A 16,041-nucleotide genomic window follows, 5' to 3' on the forward strand; every position below is an offset into this window, starting at 1 on the left:
TTTTTTACGATATATGTAAATAGCTTATTCAATCCTCATTTGTAATAACATAATTTAATAACAATAATATATTTAGATATATTTGCATGGGAAAATCTTTTGTAGCGCTCGCCAATATATAGGTACTTTTTGCGTTATAGGAGAGGAAAACCGAACTGCCAACTAATTAGATATATGCTGTTTAGAGTAATTCGAGCCTTTGGCTTTGCAACTGTTATTACCATATCTTTTATCCAGCCGCAGAAGGCAAAAGCCCAGATGAATATGAACATGGGCGGGTACGCAAACAGTCATTATGCCGGGATTTATGGAGTACCTTCCAACCCCGCAATGGCTGCCGGCACCCACTTTAAATGGGACATTAACGTAGCGGGAGTAAATGCTGCCCTGGGCAACACCTATGCACGCTTTCCGAAGTCACTGATCTTCCATCCGCCGGATTCGCTGGAAGGCCTGAAACGTAACAGGGACTACTTCCTCGATACCATGTCGACGGGCAAACAATTCGGCTGGGGTAATATGGATGTGATGATGCCGTCTTTCATGTACTCCTTCAACGAAACCAGATCCATTGCATTCGTTTGGCGTGTTCGCGCACAGGCCAATGGCGGTAACATGAATACCGACGTTGCCAACTTCTTTGCGAACAACTTTCCGAATGCCCAGTATTATAACCAGCGTTTTGATATGCAGGTGGCAAACGGCAGCTTCCATATGTGGAATGAGTATGACCTCACCTATGCCCAGATCCTTAAAGACGACGGCATGCACCTGCTGAAAGGGGGCGTAACGCTGAAGATCCTGAATGGTATCGCCGCCGGCTACGCACAGGTAGAAGATGCCAGCTTCAATATGACATCTGCTACAACTGCCAACATCTACAGCGGTACATTGAAGGTTGGGTACAATGATGGTATCAACAACTGGAAGAAGCCAAATACAAGCAATTACAAGCCATTTACCGGCAACTGGGGCTTAGGTATGGACATCGGAGTGGTATACGAATGGAGAGCGGAAATGGATGGCTTGCAGGGCTATGCCGACACAGACTGGAACCCGGAAGGTGATGATTATAAAATGAGATTGGGGGTTAGTATTACTGACTTCGGTGGTATCTCTTACAAGAAAGTAGCTTCTAATACCGACCTCAGTCTGATCGCTAACAATGTGAATCCATATGAGATCAAAATGAGAAAAGGTGAAGGCTGGCAATCCTACTATCGCCGCCTGCAACAATACTTTACGCCGATTGCAAGTGACCAGAAGTTCCGTATGAACCTGCCCACCGCATTCAACGTGATGTTCGACTACAACATCGATGCCCGTTTCTTTATTAACGGCGCTGCAGTGATGTCACTGAACAGTGGTCGCTATGATCCGAGCAAAACCTATATGGTATCTCACTTCACGTTGACCCCTCGTTACGATAGCCGTCATTTTGGTGTGTATATTCCAATCGATGTCAATAATCATACACAGTTTGATATGGGTGCCGGTTTCCGTGTGGGTCCGCTGGTAATTGGTTCGAACACTGTATTGTCTAATCTGTTCCAGAAGAATAAGAACAGACTGGATGGTTTCGTCGCCTTGCGCCTGGTACCTGTCAGGTTTGGTAAGACCCTGCTGGGTTGCCCTGCGACACAGTTCTAAACTTCGTTAAATTTTTACACATAGAAGAGCCTGTATCATTGCTGATACAGGCTTTTTTTATGCAGGAACCCGGCGGAGACAGGGGTTGTTCATATACCAAATAATTCTACCTTCCTTTCACGGGAGCAGGCACTGGACACAGCCGCCGAGTTGACTGCTATGATAGGAAGTGATTTTGAATTGCCGGACATATGGCATGAAACGTGGATGCCTATTTTCAGCAATGGCAGCGGAGACTTTATCTGTTACGACCTGGCAGGAAGCTTTGATGGACAACCGGGGCAACTGATCGAATACTGGCATGCAGATAATGACAGAAATATCATTGCCGGGGATTTGACCAGTTTTCTTGGAGCATTGGTTGATTTGTATACCATGTACGATCCTTCTGACGAATTTGTACAGGTGGAGGATCTACCCGGTTATCCTGTAAGGCATATTGTGCAGTAAAATATTTTTTTCATTTACTTTTGGGTATGAACTACCAACAAACTCTGGACTACCTGTATGAGCGGCTGCCTATGTTCACACGTGTGGGTGCCAGCGCTTTCAGAAAAGACCTGCATAATACCATCGCATTATGCGAACAACTTGGCAATCCCCAGCGCCTGTTCAAAACAGTTCACGTAGCCGGTACTAACGGTAAAGGCTCTACCAGCCATATGCTGGCAGCAGTTTTTCAACAGGCCGGATACAAAACGGGGTTATATACCTCTCCTCATCTCAAAGATTTCAGAGAGCGGATACGGATCAACGGAGAGATGATTGACCAGGAGTTTGTAGTGGAATTTGTGCAGCAGGTACAACCTTCCATTGAACAACTTGATCCCTCTTTTTTTGAACTTACCGTAGCCATGGCATTCCAGTACTTTGCACTGGAACAGGTAGACATTGCTATCATCGAAGTGGGGCTTGGTGGCCGGTTAGACAGTACAAACATCATCACGCCCGAACTGTCTGTCATTACCAACATCAGCTATGATCACATGCATATGCTGGGTAATACATTACCTGAAATCGCCGGTGAAAAAGCGGGTATAATCAAACCCCATATCCCGGTGGTAATTGCACAGACCCAAACGGAAGTAGAGCAGGTATTTATTGACAAAGCCAAAGCCATGGAAGCACCCATCACCTTCGCCGATCAGCACTGGTTGGTACAGGAAAATGACCTGGCAAACGGGCATCTGCATATACAGTTACGCCCGGCGCATAGTGAGCAGGTATGGGACATTAAACCCGATCTGAACGGACAGTACCAGTTGAAGAATATCATGGGGGTATTGAGTGCGGTAAAGGTCCTGCAACAGGCCGGATGGGAATTGCCCGACGAAGGTGTAAAGACTGCACTCAGTCACGTAAAGAAATTAACTGGCCTGAGAGGGAGATGGGATATTGTGTCGCAGCACCCCATGACGATCCTGGATGTAGGACACAATGAAGCAGGGATTACAGAGATTGTAGGGCAACTGGAGCATATGACATACAGGCATTTGCATATAGTGACCGGTTTTGTGAAAGATAAGGAAGTAACCAAGGTATTAAAACTGTTTCCACCCGCAGCTACTTATTATTTTACAAGGGCACAGATTCCGAGGGCACTGGATGAGAATGAACTGGCAGAAATGGGTGCTGCTGCAGGTTTGAGAGGCAAATCTTATCCCAATGTACAACAGGCTTTTCAGGCGGCTAAACAGCATGCACACGAAGAAGATATCATCCTTGTATGTGGTAGTTTCTTTATAGTAGGAGAAGTCATGTAATTAAGAAAAGGTTATCTCAACAATAAACCGCCAGGTATGGCAATCGTTCACACGAAATTTTTGCTTTGCCGGGAACCGGGACAAAACCCGGTAAGATCTACTCTACTGTTGAGATAACCTTCTTTCTTTATAATATCGTCAGTTCTTTCAGTTTTAATAATGCATAAAAGATGCAGGTCACGTGCAGGCTTTGCAAGAGTTCATTCTTCTTCAGCATCTCCTCCAGCTCTTCCATTTCCAACAGCACAATTTCGATCTCCTCATTCTCATCCAGATCCTGCTCCTGTACTTTCCTACCTCCTGTAGCCAGGAACATATGCGTGAAGTTATTGCTGCTTGCGGGGTTCGGGGCAATCTTACCTAAATTGATCAGCTGATCGAATTCATAGCCTGTTTCTTCCAGCAGCTCCCGGCGCATGGCATATTCAGGAGAAGGGTCATCGTTGTCCATGGTGCCACCGGGAATTTCCAGTAACGTCTGGCGAATGCCATGACGATATTGTTTTACCATGATCACCCTACCCTGGTCATCAAGGGCCACACAATTTACCCAGTCATTGTATTCCAGCACATAGTAAGGCGTTACAATCTTTCCCTTCGGTGTTTCACATTTATCTTCGCGGGCAGTTAACCAATTACTTTTAAAAAGATACTTTGATTCAAGCAGTTTCCAGTCTAATGCCGACATATATTCAGTTTAAAGTTTAAAGCCAGTTGTTCCTTTCCTTCAGTTTTTCGATGTGTGCCAGGTGATGTTTTCCATGCCAGGAATAGGTACCTGCTACCTGTCTGAGGAAGAAGGTTTCACCATGTTCCGGATGGGTGAACACGCGTTCCCATTGTTCGGGGGTCATGTTATCCATCAGTGACACCCAGCGGGTATGAAGTGCGTGGAGCAGTGTGAGAGAAATATTGATTGGTGTTTTGCCTACATCCGGAAGTTCGGCCCAGGCGGCTTCATCGTAGGGCTTGATGACAGGATTGTCTTCCGTCAGGGCCAGTTTGAAGCGGGTGTAGGCATTCATATGACTATCTGCCAGGTGGTGCACCACCTGCGTGACTGTCCAGCCGCCGGGGCGGTAAGGAGTGGCCAGTTGGGGGGCATCCAGTGTTTGCACCGCTATTTCTACCAGTGAAGGCAGGAAACGGATGTCATTGATATAACTCTTTAGCTGTAAGTCAGAGATTTTTGAAGGGGCCTGAAACCGGCCAATCGGGTATTTGAGATCTTCCATAATACTATTTAGCCGGCAAAGTGCTCCTTTTTTATAATAAAATACAAGATGATGCAGGCGATCATTACAATTCTCTCAGTGCCTCCCCAGTCAGGTGAATGAACACATCTTCCAGGTTAGCTTTCTTCACTTCTTTCTTCCTTTCAAAACCACCTGCGACCAATTTATCGATCAGTGCATCGGGAGATTCCAGGGCAATAATCCGACCATGATCGACAATGGCACATCGATCGCACAGGATTTCGGCTTCATCCATATAGTGGGTAGTGATCACCACCGTAGTACCCTGCTGGCGTACCTGCAGGATCAGGTCCCAGAGATTGCGTCGTGCCTGTGGATCTAAACCGGTAGTAGGTTCGTCCAGGAAGATGATCTTAGGTTTATTGATGAGTGTAGTGGCAATAGAGAAGCGTTGTTTCTGTCCGCCGGAGAGTTCTTTGAACTTGTTTTTGGCTTTATCTTCCAGGTTGAAGAGTTTAAGTAGTTCTTTGGCGTCAGCCTTTTGGTTGTAAAGCCCGCAGAAGAGGTCTATGAGTTCAACCAGGTTTAAACCGGGATAATAGCCGGAACTTTGCAGCTGCACACCGATGACTTTCTTAATTCTCTCCGGATCTTTGTCAAGGTCAATACCATCTACGAATACCTTTCCGGAAGTCTTCTCACGGAGGGTTTCGATGATCTCTAAAGTGGTGGATTTTCCGGCACCGTTGGTACCCAGCAGACCGAAAATTTCATTTTCGTATACGTCGAAACTGATCCCGTCCACTGCTGTAAAATCCCCATATTTCTTAACAAGGTCCTTGACTTCTATGATCTTCCTCTTTTCCATAGGACTAAATTAGCACAAAAAAAATCGCTTTTGCCTATGGCAAAAGCGATTTTTTTTTGAAAGTGGCGAATAGCCTGCAGCCGGATAGAAATAACAAAATGTCTATTTTTTTGGCGCCGGAGCCTCTTTATGTTGTATAAATACCTGTGTGAAGTATATGATCCTGCCGTCTTTCCGGGAGTGCGCAGATCCGATGCCGATCCTGTCATAATTACCCAGCATATTCTTTCTATGCCCCGGGCTTTTGATCCAGCCATTTACTACCTGCTCTGCGTCCAGGTTCCCATAAGCGACATTCTCTGCTGCATCCGGAATGTTTCCAAATACGGTGGTCAGTCTTGCTATACGCTCCTCAAAACCATCGTGACCAAAGGCGGTTGCACCTGTAGCCATTGCTTTACTGTGCTTGTAGGCCTGCCCGCTGCATGTAGCATCCAGGATCAAAGGAGGTTTACCCTGGGAAGCCCTGAATTTGTTGGTATAATAAAGAATCTCCTTCGCCATGTCCATGTCATTGCCTTCATCATAGCCCGATCGGGTGGTGGTAGTATCTGCCGGCGCAGTGCCACGGTTACAGGCCAACAGGTTCAGCGACAGGATACTGAATAGCATCAGTAATGTAAGTTTGCGTGTCATATAGTTTCGAATAAATAAAAGAAATCCGTCATTAGACTAAAATAACTTATGCTGGTTTAGCAATACTTATACCAAAAACTTACATGTTAGTATTTTTTTAACTATTCACTATTCTCTGCCAAACCTCCATCATATTTCTGGAGCCCAGGAACACGGGTACCCGCTGGTGCAATTTTGATGGTTTCAGTTCCAGGAGACGTTGTCTGCCGGTAGCCATCGCGACCCCACCTGCCTTTTCCATAATGAATGACATCGGGTTGCACTCATAACATAAACGTAAACGACCGCCTGCATATTTTCCAAACGCCGGATACATGAAAATACCGCCCTGGATCAGGGTACGATGAACTTCTGCTACCATACAACCTACAAAACGGTGACGGTAGATTTTGCCATGCTCATCCTTGGCCAGCCAGTAGTCGATAGCCTTGCGGACACCATTTTCATAGAGGTGGTAGTAACCGATGTTAACGGAAAAAATGTCGCTTTCAGGAGGACACTTCAGGTTGGGATGTGACAGGCAGAACTCGCCGATACTCGGATCGAGCGTAAAGCCTTGTACGCTCCTGCGGGTGGCATAGACCAGCATCGTAGAGGAACCATAAATAATATAACCTGCTGCAATCTGTTCATAACCTGGCTGTAGGAAGTCTTCCAGCTCACATACGGAACCCACCGGCGTAAGACGGCGATACACAGAAAAGATAGTACCAATAGACACATTGACGTCAATATTGCCGGAACCATCGAGGGGATCGATCAATACTATGTACTTGGAAGCTTTGGAGTATTCATCGGTGAAGGGAATAAAGTCTTCATTTTCCTCAGAAGCGACCCCTGCACAATAAATACTGTGTCTCAACGCGTTGATAAACTGATCGTTGGCGAATACGTCCAGTTTCTTTACGTCTTCTCCCTGTACGTTTACCTTATTGGCTTCGCCCAGGATATCAGCTATACCGGCTTTATTCACTTCCACATTTACCCGCTTAGCAGCCAATCCGATATCCCTCAATAAACCCGATAACTGGCCGGTAGCACCGGGATAATTCCTCAATTCCTGGATGGTGAACTCGTCGAGAGTCATCACTTTTCTATTGATACTCATTCTATAATGGATTAGTTAATATTGATTGCACAAGGATACACTAATGTAACAGATTTCGACCTATTTTAACGGAACTGTCATTTTCCTGCAAACAAATTTTAAAACATATTCAAAGTTGATTTACTTTGCTCCGAATTTTTTTAACGGAAGATAAACTCACATATGAAGGTTTTCAAATTTGGCGGTGCAAGTTTAGAAAGTATTGAACGAATCCAACAAGTAGCTGCGATTGTTCAGTCATTTCCTGATCAACAGATCCTGATCGTTATCTCTGCCATGGGCAAGACGACGAACGAACTGGAAAAGGTGGCCGAAAACTTTTATCTCCGTAAGCGCGAAATTGCGGCACAGTTGCTTTTCAACATCGAAAAATCGCACACAGAAGTGGCAGAAAAGCTGTTGGGAAACAGCGCTCATCCTGTTTTTGATCAGCTGCAAACATTCTTTACCGAGGCTGAATGGACCCTGGGCGAAAAACCAGGCCGTACTTACGACTATTATTATGACCAACTGGTTAGTCTTGGGGAACTGCTCAGCACTGCCATCGTCAGCGCTTACTTCAACCTGGCCGGGGTACCCAATACCTGGCTGGATGTACGCGACGTGTTCAGAACAGACGATACTTTCCGCGAGGCAAACATTGACTGGGAAGTAACAGGTCGCCAGGTGGAGCAAAAAGTACTGCCGCTCTTCAATAAAACAAATATTGTGGTGACACAGGGCTTTATCGGCAGCACGGACGAAAACGAGAGCGTAACACTGGGCCGGGAAGGTTCCGACTATTCTGCGGCGGTGTTTGCAAACCTGCTGAATGCCGAGAGTGAAACCATCTGGAAAGACGTAGAAGGACTGAAGAATGCGGATCCGAAATTATTCCCGAACACCATCAATATCCCTGAAATCAGTTTCAGCGAAGTGATAGAAATGGCCTACTATGGTGCACAGGTTATACACCCGAAGACCATCAAACCTTTGCAGAACAAGCAAATCCCATTGTATGTAAAAAGCTTCCTGAATAAGGATCTTCCTGGTACTGTCATCAGGGAAGACATAGATGTAAAACAGCTACCTCCCATTATTGTTGTAAAGAAGAACCAGGTATTACTGACTATAACATCCAGGGACTTTGGATTTGTAACTGAAGAAAGGATCAGCGATATCTATGAATTGTTCCATAAACTGAAGATCAAGATCAACCTGATGCAGAACGCTGCCATTAGCTTCAGCTGCTGTATTGACAATAGCCCGGAGAAGATCGAGACATTGATCAAAGCCCTGCATGAAAATTACAAGATCAAATACGATGAGGGACTGGAACTGCTGACGGTGAGATATAACAAAGACGGGGTGATGAATGAATTGATCAATAACCGCACGATCTTACTGGAACAACGGTCGCCGGTGACGATCCAGGCATTAGTGAAATAAAACAACGTATTCCGATAAAAAAAAGCCTGTATCTTTCTTTAGATACAGGCTTTGCTTATTTTATACATTACTGTTAATTCAGTCTTTTCAGATAATACCAGGTACCACTATACCAGGAGCTGTACAACACCAGCAGTCCGTTTTTTGTTTCCAGCGGACGCAGGTCAAAGTCATCTGAGGTACCTCCTTCCACGCCACTCATGCTCATTCTGTAATAAATCTGTGTCTGCTTCTCAACGTCGTAAATCCATTGCATAGCATACTTAAAGGTAGAATCGTTCCTGGTCAGGATCAGGGAATCTGTCGTAATACGCATGTAAAAGTTGGTGTACAATACTGTATCCTGCAGAGATGGCATTGAACCAGGTCCGAAAATTGTCTGGGTCACCTGAAATGAACCGGTTGAATACTTCTTAATTACGTCAAGGCTCTCCTTCGCAAAAGAATGGTTGTCCTCTAAAGTAAACGGAGGATCTTTTTTACAGGAAGCCATCACGAGCACTAATAGGCTGATAATCAGACATCTATTCATAAGGGTATAGGTTTTCAAGGATATATTGAACATTTTAATAATACAAATTTATTAAAATTTTTAATAATTCCTTACAAAATGGCTATCTGAACGAAAATTGATTATTTGGCCATTTTTCCACTAATATTATTTTTTAAAAAAAGGAAGATCTTGCTGCAACCTTTTTTCAACTCCATCGTCTTTTTATAAAACAACCCATATGAAAAAGGTATTCATATTCACTATTATAACCCTGGGTATGCTTACCATTATTGCGCTGGAAGGCCGTTCCTTACATGACCAACAAATCAGGGATCACTGTTATGATAGTAAGATCTTACCAGTATTTCTGCTCAACTTCGGATACCAATGGACTAAACCGCTAAGCCACGACCACAGCCATCAACTAGAGATCTGATTGTTTATGAAAAAACTTATCATGCTTATTTTGCTTATGTATATAAGCTACCGGGAATGCCATGCCCAAAGTGTAAATGGAAAGGTCACGGTCAAAGTGCTGGATGACAAAGGGCAACCACTCCCCTATGCCAGTGTTGTACTGCGGCAATCGAAGGATTCCAGCCTGGTGAAGGGAGAACTGAGTGCAGCAGATGGCAGTGCCGGTTTTGATAAGATCAGTAACGGCCACTATTTTGTACAGGCATCTTTAATAGGATTCCAGGCTGCTTATACGCCGGCCTTCTCCATTGACCCCCAACATACGGCTGTACAATTTCCAGGGATGACATTGAGCAGCGCTTCTAAAAATTTACAGGGTGTAACAGTCTCTGCGCAGAAGCCTTTTATTGAACGAAAAGAAGGAACCACTGTATTGAATGTAGAAAGTAGTGTGGCAGCAGCAGGTAGCAGTGTACTGGATGTACTGCGCGGTGCACCTGGTGTTCAGATAGATAAAGATGATAATATTCTTTTAAAAGGGAATGGTGGAGTAACTGTCATGCTGGATGGAAAACTCACCTACCTGAGCGGCGAACAACTCGCCAACCTGTTGAAAAGCTTGCCGGCAGAAACGGTCTCACAGATTGAGATCATGACTTCTCCTTCCGCCAAATATGATGCTGCCGGCAACTCTGGGATCATTAACATCAAAACAAAAAAAGGAGTCGCAACAGGTATGAATGGCTCCTTAAATGGTAGTGGAGGTTTTGGCCGGTATGGATTTTTTAATACCGGCTTAAACCTAAACTGGCGCACGGAAAAATTCAATGTGTTTGGCAACTACAACCATGGTGACAGGCATTTTTTTAACGAACGCCTGGCTACCCGCGTGGTCAATGCTGGTAACAAGGAGCAGGCACAATACTTCTCTGCGCCGCAGTTTGGCAAAAAGAACTTTATCAGCAATCAATACAAATTTGGCTTCGACTATTTCCTGACCCCCAAACATACAGTGGGTGTATTGCTGAACGGCAATAACAATTTCTTTCTCGGTACTATTCAAAATACAACGAATATTTATAAACTGGGTAATCCTGCCCTGGATTCAGCATTGTATTCTACCACACTGAATGACCACAACTTCAATTCAAATACAATTAATGTCAATTATAAGGGGCAGCTGGATTCACTGGGTACGGAGATCAGTGTGGATGCAGATTATGCAAAATTCAATTATCACAGGAGAGTGTACCTGAATGATAGTATGTACTATCCGGAAGATCCTGGGTTTACAAATCCCCATGCCATCAGGAACTTTACAACCACCAGTATTACCATCAAAAGTATTAAGGGGGATTTAGTACTGCCTTTCAACAAAACGACCAAACTGGAAACGGGTGTGAAGGGCAGTTTTGTAACGACCGACAACGTACTCCAGTACGACTCACTATACAAGGGAGAATATATTCCGGCGGTGTCACAGAGCAATCATTTTATCTATACAGAGAATGTGCTGGCAGCTTACGGTATCCTTAAGAAATCATTCAAAGGCGGTACAGATGCGCAACTGGGCTTACGTGTGGAGGGAACAACCTCTACCGGCAACTCTGTCACCTACAAGTCTGTCGTGAAACGGCATTATGTAAGTTTCTTCCCCAACCTCACAGCAGATCATACTTTTAGTAAGGACCATAAACTGGGCATCACCTTTGCCAGGCGTATCAACAGACCGGATTATGAGGATATGAATCCTTTTCTATTTTTCTCTGACAGGTATACATACGGTAGAGGAAACCCTTACCTGAAACCGGAGTTTACGAATATCATAGAGATGACCTATACCTTTCGCCAGAAGTATATCCTGAATGTGAGTTACGACAGAACTGAGAATTTCATAGCAGAGTATTTAGAGCAGAATGATTCGACAAAGGTGACGACGAGCTATGACAAGAACTATGACTTCAGGCAGGGATGGCACGCGAGCCTGACGTTGCCGGTAAACCCGACAAAGTGGTGGAGTATCAACAATAATATCAATCTGAATTATAACTATTATGCGCTGAGGGATTCGGGAATGGATATTGTGAACGCGGCGTTACAGGCATTCTTTGAAACTACGCATACTTTTACTTTGCCAAACAACTGGAAGATAGAGCTGAATGCATATGGTGGTACCCCTTACCAGTGGGGAGTATGGAGAGGTAAAGCGTATTATGCAATCGGTGCCGGGGTACAAAAAACGCTTTTAGACAAGCGGCTGAATATGAAACTGAACTTTACCGACGTGACAAATGGAGACCAGTTCAGGGGAGCGGCGGTGTATGGCAATGTGAACTACCATACTCACAACCAGTGGCAAAACCGGAGGGCGACGCTGAGCGCGACCTATAGTTTTGGGAATAGCAAGATCAAGGGAGCGCGGGAAAGGCAGACGGCAACCAGTGCGGAAGCCAGCAGATCTGGCGGATGATTTTAACAGGAAGGGGCATTAGCATAGCAGTTACCTCCCGTACATAATAAAACAATTCCATCCTGTAGCTCTCAGGTAATAATGGGAAGAGCCTGTATTTCCGGATACAGGCTCTTTTTTTGTAATTTATCTGGTACCTTTGATATAACCTTCCAGGTTATTAATAATATATTTTTGTTCATTGATAATGTACTTGACCACGTCGCCTATGGAGATCATCCCTATCAGCCTGTCCTGACGGTCAATTACCGGCAGGTGGCGGATATGTTTTTCCGTCATTTTCACCATACAATCTTCGATTGAATCCTCTTCGGTGACCGAAATGGGGTTTTCTGTCATGATTTCACGGATGAGGGTGTCTTTTGAAGCACGGCCTTTTACGATTACCCTACGGGCATAGTCGCGTTCAGAAAAGATCCCACAGACTTTTTCATTGTCCAGAACGATGAGTGCTCCGACGTTTTTGTCTACCAGGACGCTGAGTGCGTCAAAGACGGTGATGTCGGGATGGATGGAGTAAACTGCATGACCTTTGACTTGCAGTATATCGCGTACTGTTCCCATAACGAGGAGATTTAGGAGTGAAGAATGGAGTAGTGCTTTATTTCTAAGTTAAGGTTTTTAAGGGAACTTTGCAAGTTTGGGGTCAGGCAGGTTAAATTCCGTCATCCCATAAAAATATAGCTGACAAAATATTGCATTACAAATTTTTAAATATTACTTTACGCAAATTTTACATCAAAACATGTATTATTTGCTACCCTAATAACATTCATCATATATGAATTATCGAACACAATTCCGGGTTTTAGTCGCTACTGCAGCGTTGTTCGTGAATCTGGGAGGGACATTTGGCCAGAAAATATTCAAGGAATGGCCCCTTGGGAATGAGCCGAATGTTATCGGCCCATATGTAGCTAATCACTATGTAGCATCTAACTTTGACAACTTTGGCTCTTCCGAGCCGCCTACTTCAATTACCTATCCTGAAGTACTGACCTGGTACGGCGCACTGCAACTGGCAAAAGTAACGGGAGACAAGGCACTGGCTGAAAAACTGGCGCTCAGGTATGAACCGCTCGTGGCACAGGCCCACCACATGATGCCTAGCCCCGACATGATGGAGCACAGTGTATTTGGCGCTGTTCCGCTGGAACTTTACCTGCAGACCAACCAGAACCGTTACCTGGACGTAGGCAAGCCTTTTGCTGACCAGCAATGGGACCTCCCGGAGGGCCCAACGCCGGAACAACAGGTATTGGCTGGCCGGGGACTCTCCTGGCAATCCCGCATGCAGATTGAAGATATGTTCCTCTTCACGCTGCTGCAAACACAGGCTTTCCGTGCTACAGGTACCAAAGAATACATCAACCGGGCAGCAACCGAACTGACCGTATATATAGATGCCCTGCAACAAGCGGGTGGATTATTCAACCTGTCAAACGATGTTCCTATCTACTGGAGCCGTGGCAATGGCTGGGCAGCGGCAAGTATGGCATTAATACTCAACTACTTACCTTCTGAAAATCCAAACCGCGCACACATCCTTGACTGTTACAAAAAGATGATGGGTGCCCTGAAGCAATACCAGACCCCTGACTACAAATGGGGCCAGATTATTGATGATGAAAAATCATGGACGGAAAATTCTGGTAGTGCCATGTTCACCTATGCACTGGTAATGGGTGTAAAAAGGAAATGGCTTGAAGATGAAGCATATGGGGCAATGGCCAGAAATGCCTGGATGGCAATTGTAAAAGGGCTGAATGAAGCCGGCGATCTGAAAGATGTGTGCGAAGAAACGAAGAAGAAGAACGATGCCAATTATTACCTGAACAGGGAAAAAGTAACAGGTAGCCTGGTTGGACAGGCACCGGTGTTATGGACGGCTGCCCTGCTGCTGGACAAATAACAAGGATCATTGTACAAAAAAGCCGCTGTTGCCAAGGGTAACAGCGGCTTTTTTTTTGAAAATGGTTTTTATACCTTTAAAAAAAACTCAGGTCTCATTATGAAATTCCACCCATGGCTAGCATGTGCCTTCCTGCTGGGAAGCACCAACGCCATTCATGCACAGAAGAAATTTACATTAAGCTCTCCCGACAAGACCATTACGCTGTCAGTAGCTGTAGGTACAAACATTACTTATAGTGTATCGCAGGATAACAAGTCATTAATAGGTTCATCCCTTGTTTCCTTTAACAAGGGTAACTGGAAAGTGAGCAGTTCCAGGCAAAGTACCCATCAGGGTAAACTAAACCCTGTGGTCAGGCAAAAGACGGCTGTCATTGACGATCATTACAATGAGCTGCATATCGATTTTAACAACGCATTATCGCTTGAATGGCGGGCATATGATAATGGTATTGCCTGGCATTGGATCAGCCGCGAAAAAGGGGCTTATAAGATCACAGAAGAGCAGGCAGAGTTTAACCTGGACAAGGCAGGTAAAGCCTGGTATCCGCAGGAGGACGGTTTTTATTCCCACAATGAACGCAAATATATCCCCTATACCATTGGTGAGATCGGGGATAATAAGCTGGCGAGCCTGCCGGCACTGTTCGAAGTGAACGGAACAAAGTTACTGATCACAGAATCAGGGTTGTATAATTATGCCGGCATGTGGTTACGTGGTGGCAACTCCATTCACGGGGTATTTCCGCATTTCCCTAAAGAACTGAAGGTGACAAGCGACAGAGATGAACAGGTCGTATCCAGGGAGGATTACATAGCCGCATTGAAAGGTCCGCAGGCATTTCCGTGGAGAGTGGTGATGATAGCGCGGAATGATGCAGCGCTGCTGACGAATCAACTGGTGTATCAGCTGGCACCGGATGCGAAGGGCGATTTCAGTTGGGTAAAACCGGGCAAAGTACAGTGGGACTGGTGGCATTACAACAATGTATATGATGTCGATTTCAGGGCGGGGATTAACAATGATACTTACAAATATTACATTGATTTTGCCAGTAAGAATGGGATTGAATATGTATTGCTGGATGAAGGTTGGTGCAGTACGCGGGATTTGTTCAGCCTATCTCCCGGTATCAATGTAAAAGAACTGGTGGCATATGGGAAAAAGCGTCATGTAGATATTTTACTATGGACCAGCTGGATGGTGCTGAACCAGCAGATGGAGCCGGCATTGGATACCTTTGCGGCATGGGGTGTGAAAGGGATCAAGGTAGACTTTATGCAGCGGGATGATCAGCCGATGGTACAGTATTATGAGAAGGTAGCCAATGCGGCAGCGAGGCGTAAACTGCTGGTAGATTTTCATGGGGCATATAAGCCCGTTGGCTGGCTGCGTACACATCCGAATGTGCTCACATCGGAAGGTGTGATGGGAAATGAAATCAGCAAGTTCGCCAACCTGATAGACCCAGGGCATACCACTACCCTACCTTTTATCAGGCAGGCTGCAGGGCCAATGGATTTTACTCCCGGAGGCATGCTGAATGTACAGAAAGACGCATGGAGCGCCCAGCCTGCAGAGCCGATGACGTTGGGAACGAGATGTAATCAGTTAGCCATGTACGTTATATTCGAAAGTCCGTTGCAGATGCTATGTGATATACCGACGCATTACCTGCATGAACCCGAAGCGATGGAGTTGTTAAGTAAAGTGCCGGTACAATGGGCACAGACGATTCCATTGCAGGCAAAGGTCGGGGAATATGTGGTGATGGCCCGGCAGGCACTAAACGGAGATTGGTATATAGCGGGGATGACGAACTGGGAAGAGCGGACGGTAAATGTGGATCTTTCTTTTTTGCCGGTGGGTACCTATCAGATGGAGTTGTGGAAAGATGGTGTGAATGCAGATAGGAATGCAAAGGATTTTAAGCTGGAGAAGCGGGCGATTGCGCATGGAGGGCAGCTGGTAGTAAAGCTGGCACCGGGAGGAGGATTTGTGATGCGGTTAACGCATTCATTGAATTCCTGATGAAGTTATAAAACGATGCTCGTTTCCAGCAGGCAGCCGAATAAAAGAGATGTACTAAAACAACGT

General features: G+C 45.2%; 15 protein-coding genes. 8 read left to right on the forward strand and 7 right to left on the reverse strand.

Features of this window, described 5'->3' with window-relative positions:
• Window positions 1–174 precede the first annotated feature (174 nt).
• The 3 genes from ABDW33_RS05905 to ABDW33_RS05915 all read left to right on the forward strand — a co-directional run bounded on the left by ABDW33_RS05905 (window position 175) and on the right by ABDW33_RS05915 (window position 3,413).
• The gene (locus ABDW33_RS05905; protein WP_343689139.1) at window positions 175–1,650 is read left to right on the forward strand and encodes a DUF5723 family protein; all 1,476 of its coding nucleotides are present in this window, start codon (window positions 175–177) and stop codon (window positions 1,648–1,650) included.
• Window positions 1,651–1,743: 93 nt separating this feature from the next.
• On the forward strand, window positions 1,744–2,100 hold the full coding sequence (locus tag ABDW33_RS05910) for an SMI1/KNR4 family protein (protein WP_343689184.1): 357 nt from the start codon (window positions 1,744–1,746) through the stop codon (window positions 2,098–2,100).
• Window positions 2,101–2,126: 26 nt separating this feature from the next.
• Window positions 2,127–3,413, forward strand: a complete 1,287-nt coding sequence (locus ABDW33_RS05915) for a folylpolyglutamate synthase/dihydrofolate synthase family protein (protein WP_343689140.1) — start codon at window positions 2,127–2,129, stop codon at window positions 3,411–3,413.
• 127 nt (window positions 3,414–3,540) lie between these two features.
• Here ABDW33_RS05915 and ABDW33_RS05920 read toward each other — a convergent pair whose 3' ends face one another.
• The 5 genes from ABDW33_RS05920 to fbp form a co-directional block, all read right to left on the reverse strand.
• The gene (locus ABDW33_RS05920; protein WP_343689141.1) at window positions 3,541–4,101 is read right to left on the reverse strand and encodes an NUDIX hydrolase; all 561 of its coding nucleotides are present in this window, start codon (window positions 4,099–4,101) and stop codon (window positions 3,541–3,543) included.
• A 16-nt stretch (window positions 4,102–4,117) separates the two neighbouring features.
• Window positions 4,118–4,648 (reverse strand): YfiT family bacillithiol transferase, encoded by a 531-nt coding sequence (locus ABDW33_RS05925; protein WP_343689142.1) that lies wholly within the window; start codon window positions 4,646–4,648, stop codon window positions 4,118–4,120.
• Window positions 4,649–4,712: 64 nt separating this feature from the next.
• Window positions 4,713–5,477, reverse strand: a complete 765-nt coding sequence (locus tag ABDW33_RS05930; protein WP_343689143.1) for an ABC transporter ATP-binding protein — start codon at window positions 5,475–5,477, stop codon at window positions 4,713–4,715.
• 102 nt (window positions 5,478–5,579) lie between these two features.
• A complete protein-coding gene (locus tag ABDW33_RS05935; RefSeq protein ID WP_343689144.1) occupies window positions 5,580–6,113 on the reverse strand; it encodes a CAP domain-containing protein in 534 nt (177 codons plus the stop codon).
• A gap of 97 nt (window positions 6,114–6,210) precedes the next feature.
• The gene (fbp, locus tag ABDW33_RS05940; RefSeq protein WP_343689145.1) at window positions 6,211–7,221 is read right to left on the reverse strand and encodes a class 1 fructose-bisphosphatase; all 1,011 of its coding nucleotides are present in this window, start codon (window positions 7,219–7,221) and stop codon (window positions 6,211–6,213) included.
• 162 nt (window positions 7,222–7,383) lie between these two features.
• Here fbp and ABDW33_RS05945 point away from each other — a divergent pair, with 162 nt between their 5' ends.
• On the forward strand, window positions 7,384–8,649 hold the full coding sequence (locus tag ABDW33_RS05945; protein ID WP_343689146.1) for an aspartate kinase: 1,266 nt from the start codon (window positions 7,384–7,386) through the stop codon (window positions 8,647–8,649).
• Between the two features lie 73 nt (window positions 8,650–8,722).
• Here the strand turns inward: ABDW33_RS05945 and ABDW33_RS05950 are convergent, their stop codons facing one another.
• Window positions 8,723–9,181: a hypothetical protein gene (locus ABDW33_RS05950; protein WP_343689147.1), complete on the reverse strand. Its 459-nt coding sequence runs from the start codon at window positions 9,179–9,181 to the stop codon at window positions 8,723–8,725.
• A 199-nt stretch (window positions 9,182–9,380) separates the two neighbouring features.
• Here ABDW33_RS05950 and ABDW33_RS05955 point away from each other — a divergent pair, with 199 nt between their 5' ends.
• Window positions 9,381–9,578 carry a hypothetical protein gene (locus tag ABDW33_RS05955; protein ID WP_343689148.1) on the forward strand — a complete coding sequence of 66 codons (198 nt, stop codon included), beginning with the start codon at window positions 9,381–9,383 and terminating at the stop codon, window positions 9,576–9,578.
• Between the two features lie 21 nt (window positions 9,579–9,599).
• A complete protein-coding gene (locus ABDW33_RS05960) occupies window positions 9,600–12,029 on the forward strand; it encodes an outer membrane beta-barrel protein (protein WP_343689149.1) in 2,430 nt (809 codons plus the stop codon).
• 126 nt (window positions 12,030–12,155) lie between these two features.
• On the opposite strand, the gene ABDW33_RS05965 is transcribed toward ABDW33_RS05960, so the two are convergent.
• Window positions 12,156–12,593, reverse strand: coding sequence for a CBS domain-containing protein (locus ABDW33_RS05965; protein WP_343689150.1), 438 nt, complete (start codon window positions 12,591–12,593; stop codon window positions 12,156–12,158).
• Between the two features lie 217 nt (window positions 12,594–12,810).
• Here ABDW33_RS05965 and ABDW33_RS05970 point away from each other — a divergent pair, with 217 nt between their 5' ends.
• Together ABDW33_RS05970 and ABDW33_RS05975 are read left to right on the forward strand one after the other, a co-directional pair.
• Window positions 12,811–13,941, forward strand: coding sequence for a glycoside hydrolase family 88 protein (locus tag ABDW33_RS05970; RefSeq protein ID WP_343689151.1), 1,131 nt, complete (start codon window positions 12,811–12,813; stop codon window positions 13,939–13,941).
• A gap of 99 nt (window positions 13,942–14,040) precedes the next feature.
• Window positions 14,041–15,975 carry a glycoside hydrolase family 97 protein gene (locus ABDW33_RS05975; protein ID WP_343689152.1) on the forward strand — a complete coding sequence of 645 codons (1,935 nt, stop codon included), beginning with the start codon at window positions 14,041–14,043 and terminating at the stop codon, window positions 15,973–15,975.
• The last annotated feature ends 66 nt before the right edge of the window (window positions 15,976–16,041 follow it).

The organism is Chitinophaga sp., from assembly GCF_039596155.1.
Taxonomy (GTDB): domain Bacteria; phylum Bacteroidota; class Bacteroidia; order Chitinophagales; family Chitinophagaceae; genus Chitinophaga.

Excerpts from the sequence above, each read along its gene's own strand:
- ABDW33_RS05905 (WP_343689139.1), top strand. The coding sequence starts at position 175 with ATGCTGTTTAGAGTAATTCGAGCCTTTGGCTTTGCAACTGTTATTACC.
- ABDW33_RS05915 (WP_343689140.1), top strand. The coding sequence starts at position 2,127 with ATGAACTACCAACAAACTCTGGACTACCTGTATGAGCGGCTGCCTATG.
- ABDW33_RS05920 (WP_343689141.1), bottom strand. The coding sequence starts at position 4,101 with ATGTCGGCATTAGACTGGAAACTGCTTGAATCAAAGTATCTTTTTAAA.
- ABDW33_RS05925 (WP_343689142.1), bottom strand. The coding sequence starts at position 4,648 with ATGGAAGATCTCAAATACCCGATTGGCCGGTTTCAGGCCCCTTCAAAA.
- ABDW33_RS05930 (WP_343689143.1), bottom strand. The coding sequence starts at position 5,477 with ATGGAAAAGAGGAAGATCATAGAAGTCAAGGACCTTGTTAAGAAATAT.
- ABDW33_RS05935 (WP_343689144.1), bottom strand. The coding sequence starts at position 6,113 with ATGACACGCAAACTTACATTACTGATGCTATTCAGTATCCTGTCGCTG.
- fbp (WP_343689145.1), bottom strand. The coding sequence starts at position 7,221 with ATGAGTATCAATAGAAAAGTGATGACTCTCGACGAGTTCACCATCCAG.
- ABDW33_RS05945 (WP_343689146.1), top strand. The coding sequence starts at position 7,384 with ATGAAGGTTTTCAAATTTGGCGGTGCAAGTTTAGAAAGTATTGAACGA.
- ABDW33_RS05950 (WP_343689147.1), bottom strand. The coding sequence starts at position 9,181 with ATGAATAGATGTCTGATTATCAGCCTATTAGTGCTCGTGATGGCTTCC.
- ABDW33_RS05955 (WP_343689148.1), top strand. The coding sequence starts at position 9,381 with ATGAAAAAGGTATTCATATTCACTATTATAACCCTGGGTATGCTTACC.
- ABDW33_RS05960 (WP_343689149.1), top strand. The coding sequence starts at position 9,600 with ATGCTTATTTTGCTTATGTATATAAGCTACCGGGAATGCCATGCCCAA.
- ABDW33_RS05965 (WP_343689150.1), bottom strand. The coding sequence starts at position 12,593 with ATGGGAACAGTACGCGATATACTGCAAGTCAAAGGTCATGCAGTTTAC.
- ABDW33_RS05970 (WP_343689151.1), top strand. The coding sequence starts at position 12,811 with ATGAATTATCGAACACAATTCCGGGTTTTAGTCGCTACTGCAGCGTTG.
- ABDW33_RS05975 (WP_343689152.1), top strand. The coding sequence starts at position 14,041 with ATGAAATTCCACCCATGGCTAGCATGTGCCTTCCTGCTGGGAAGCACC.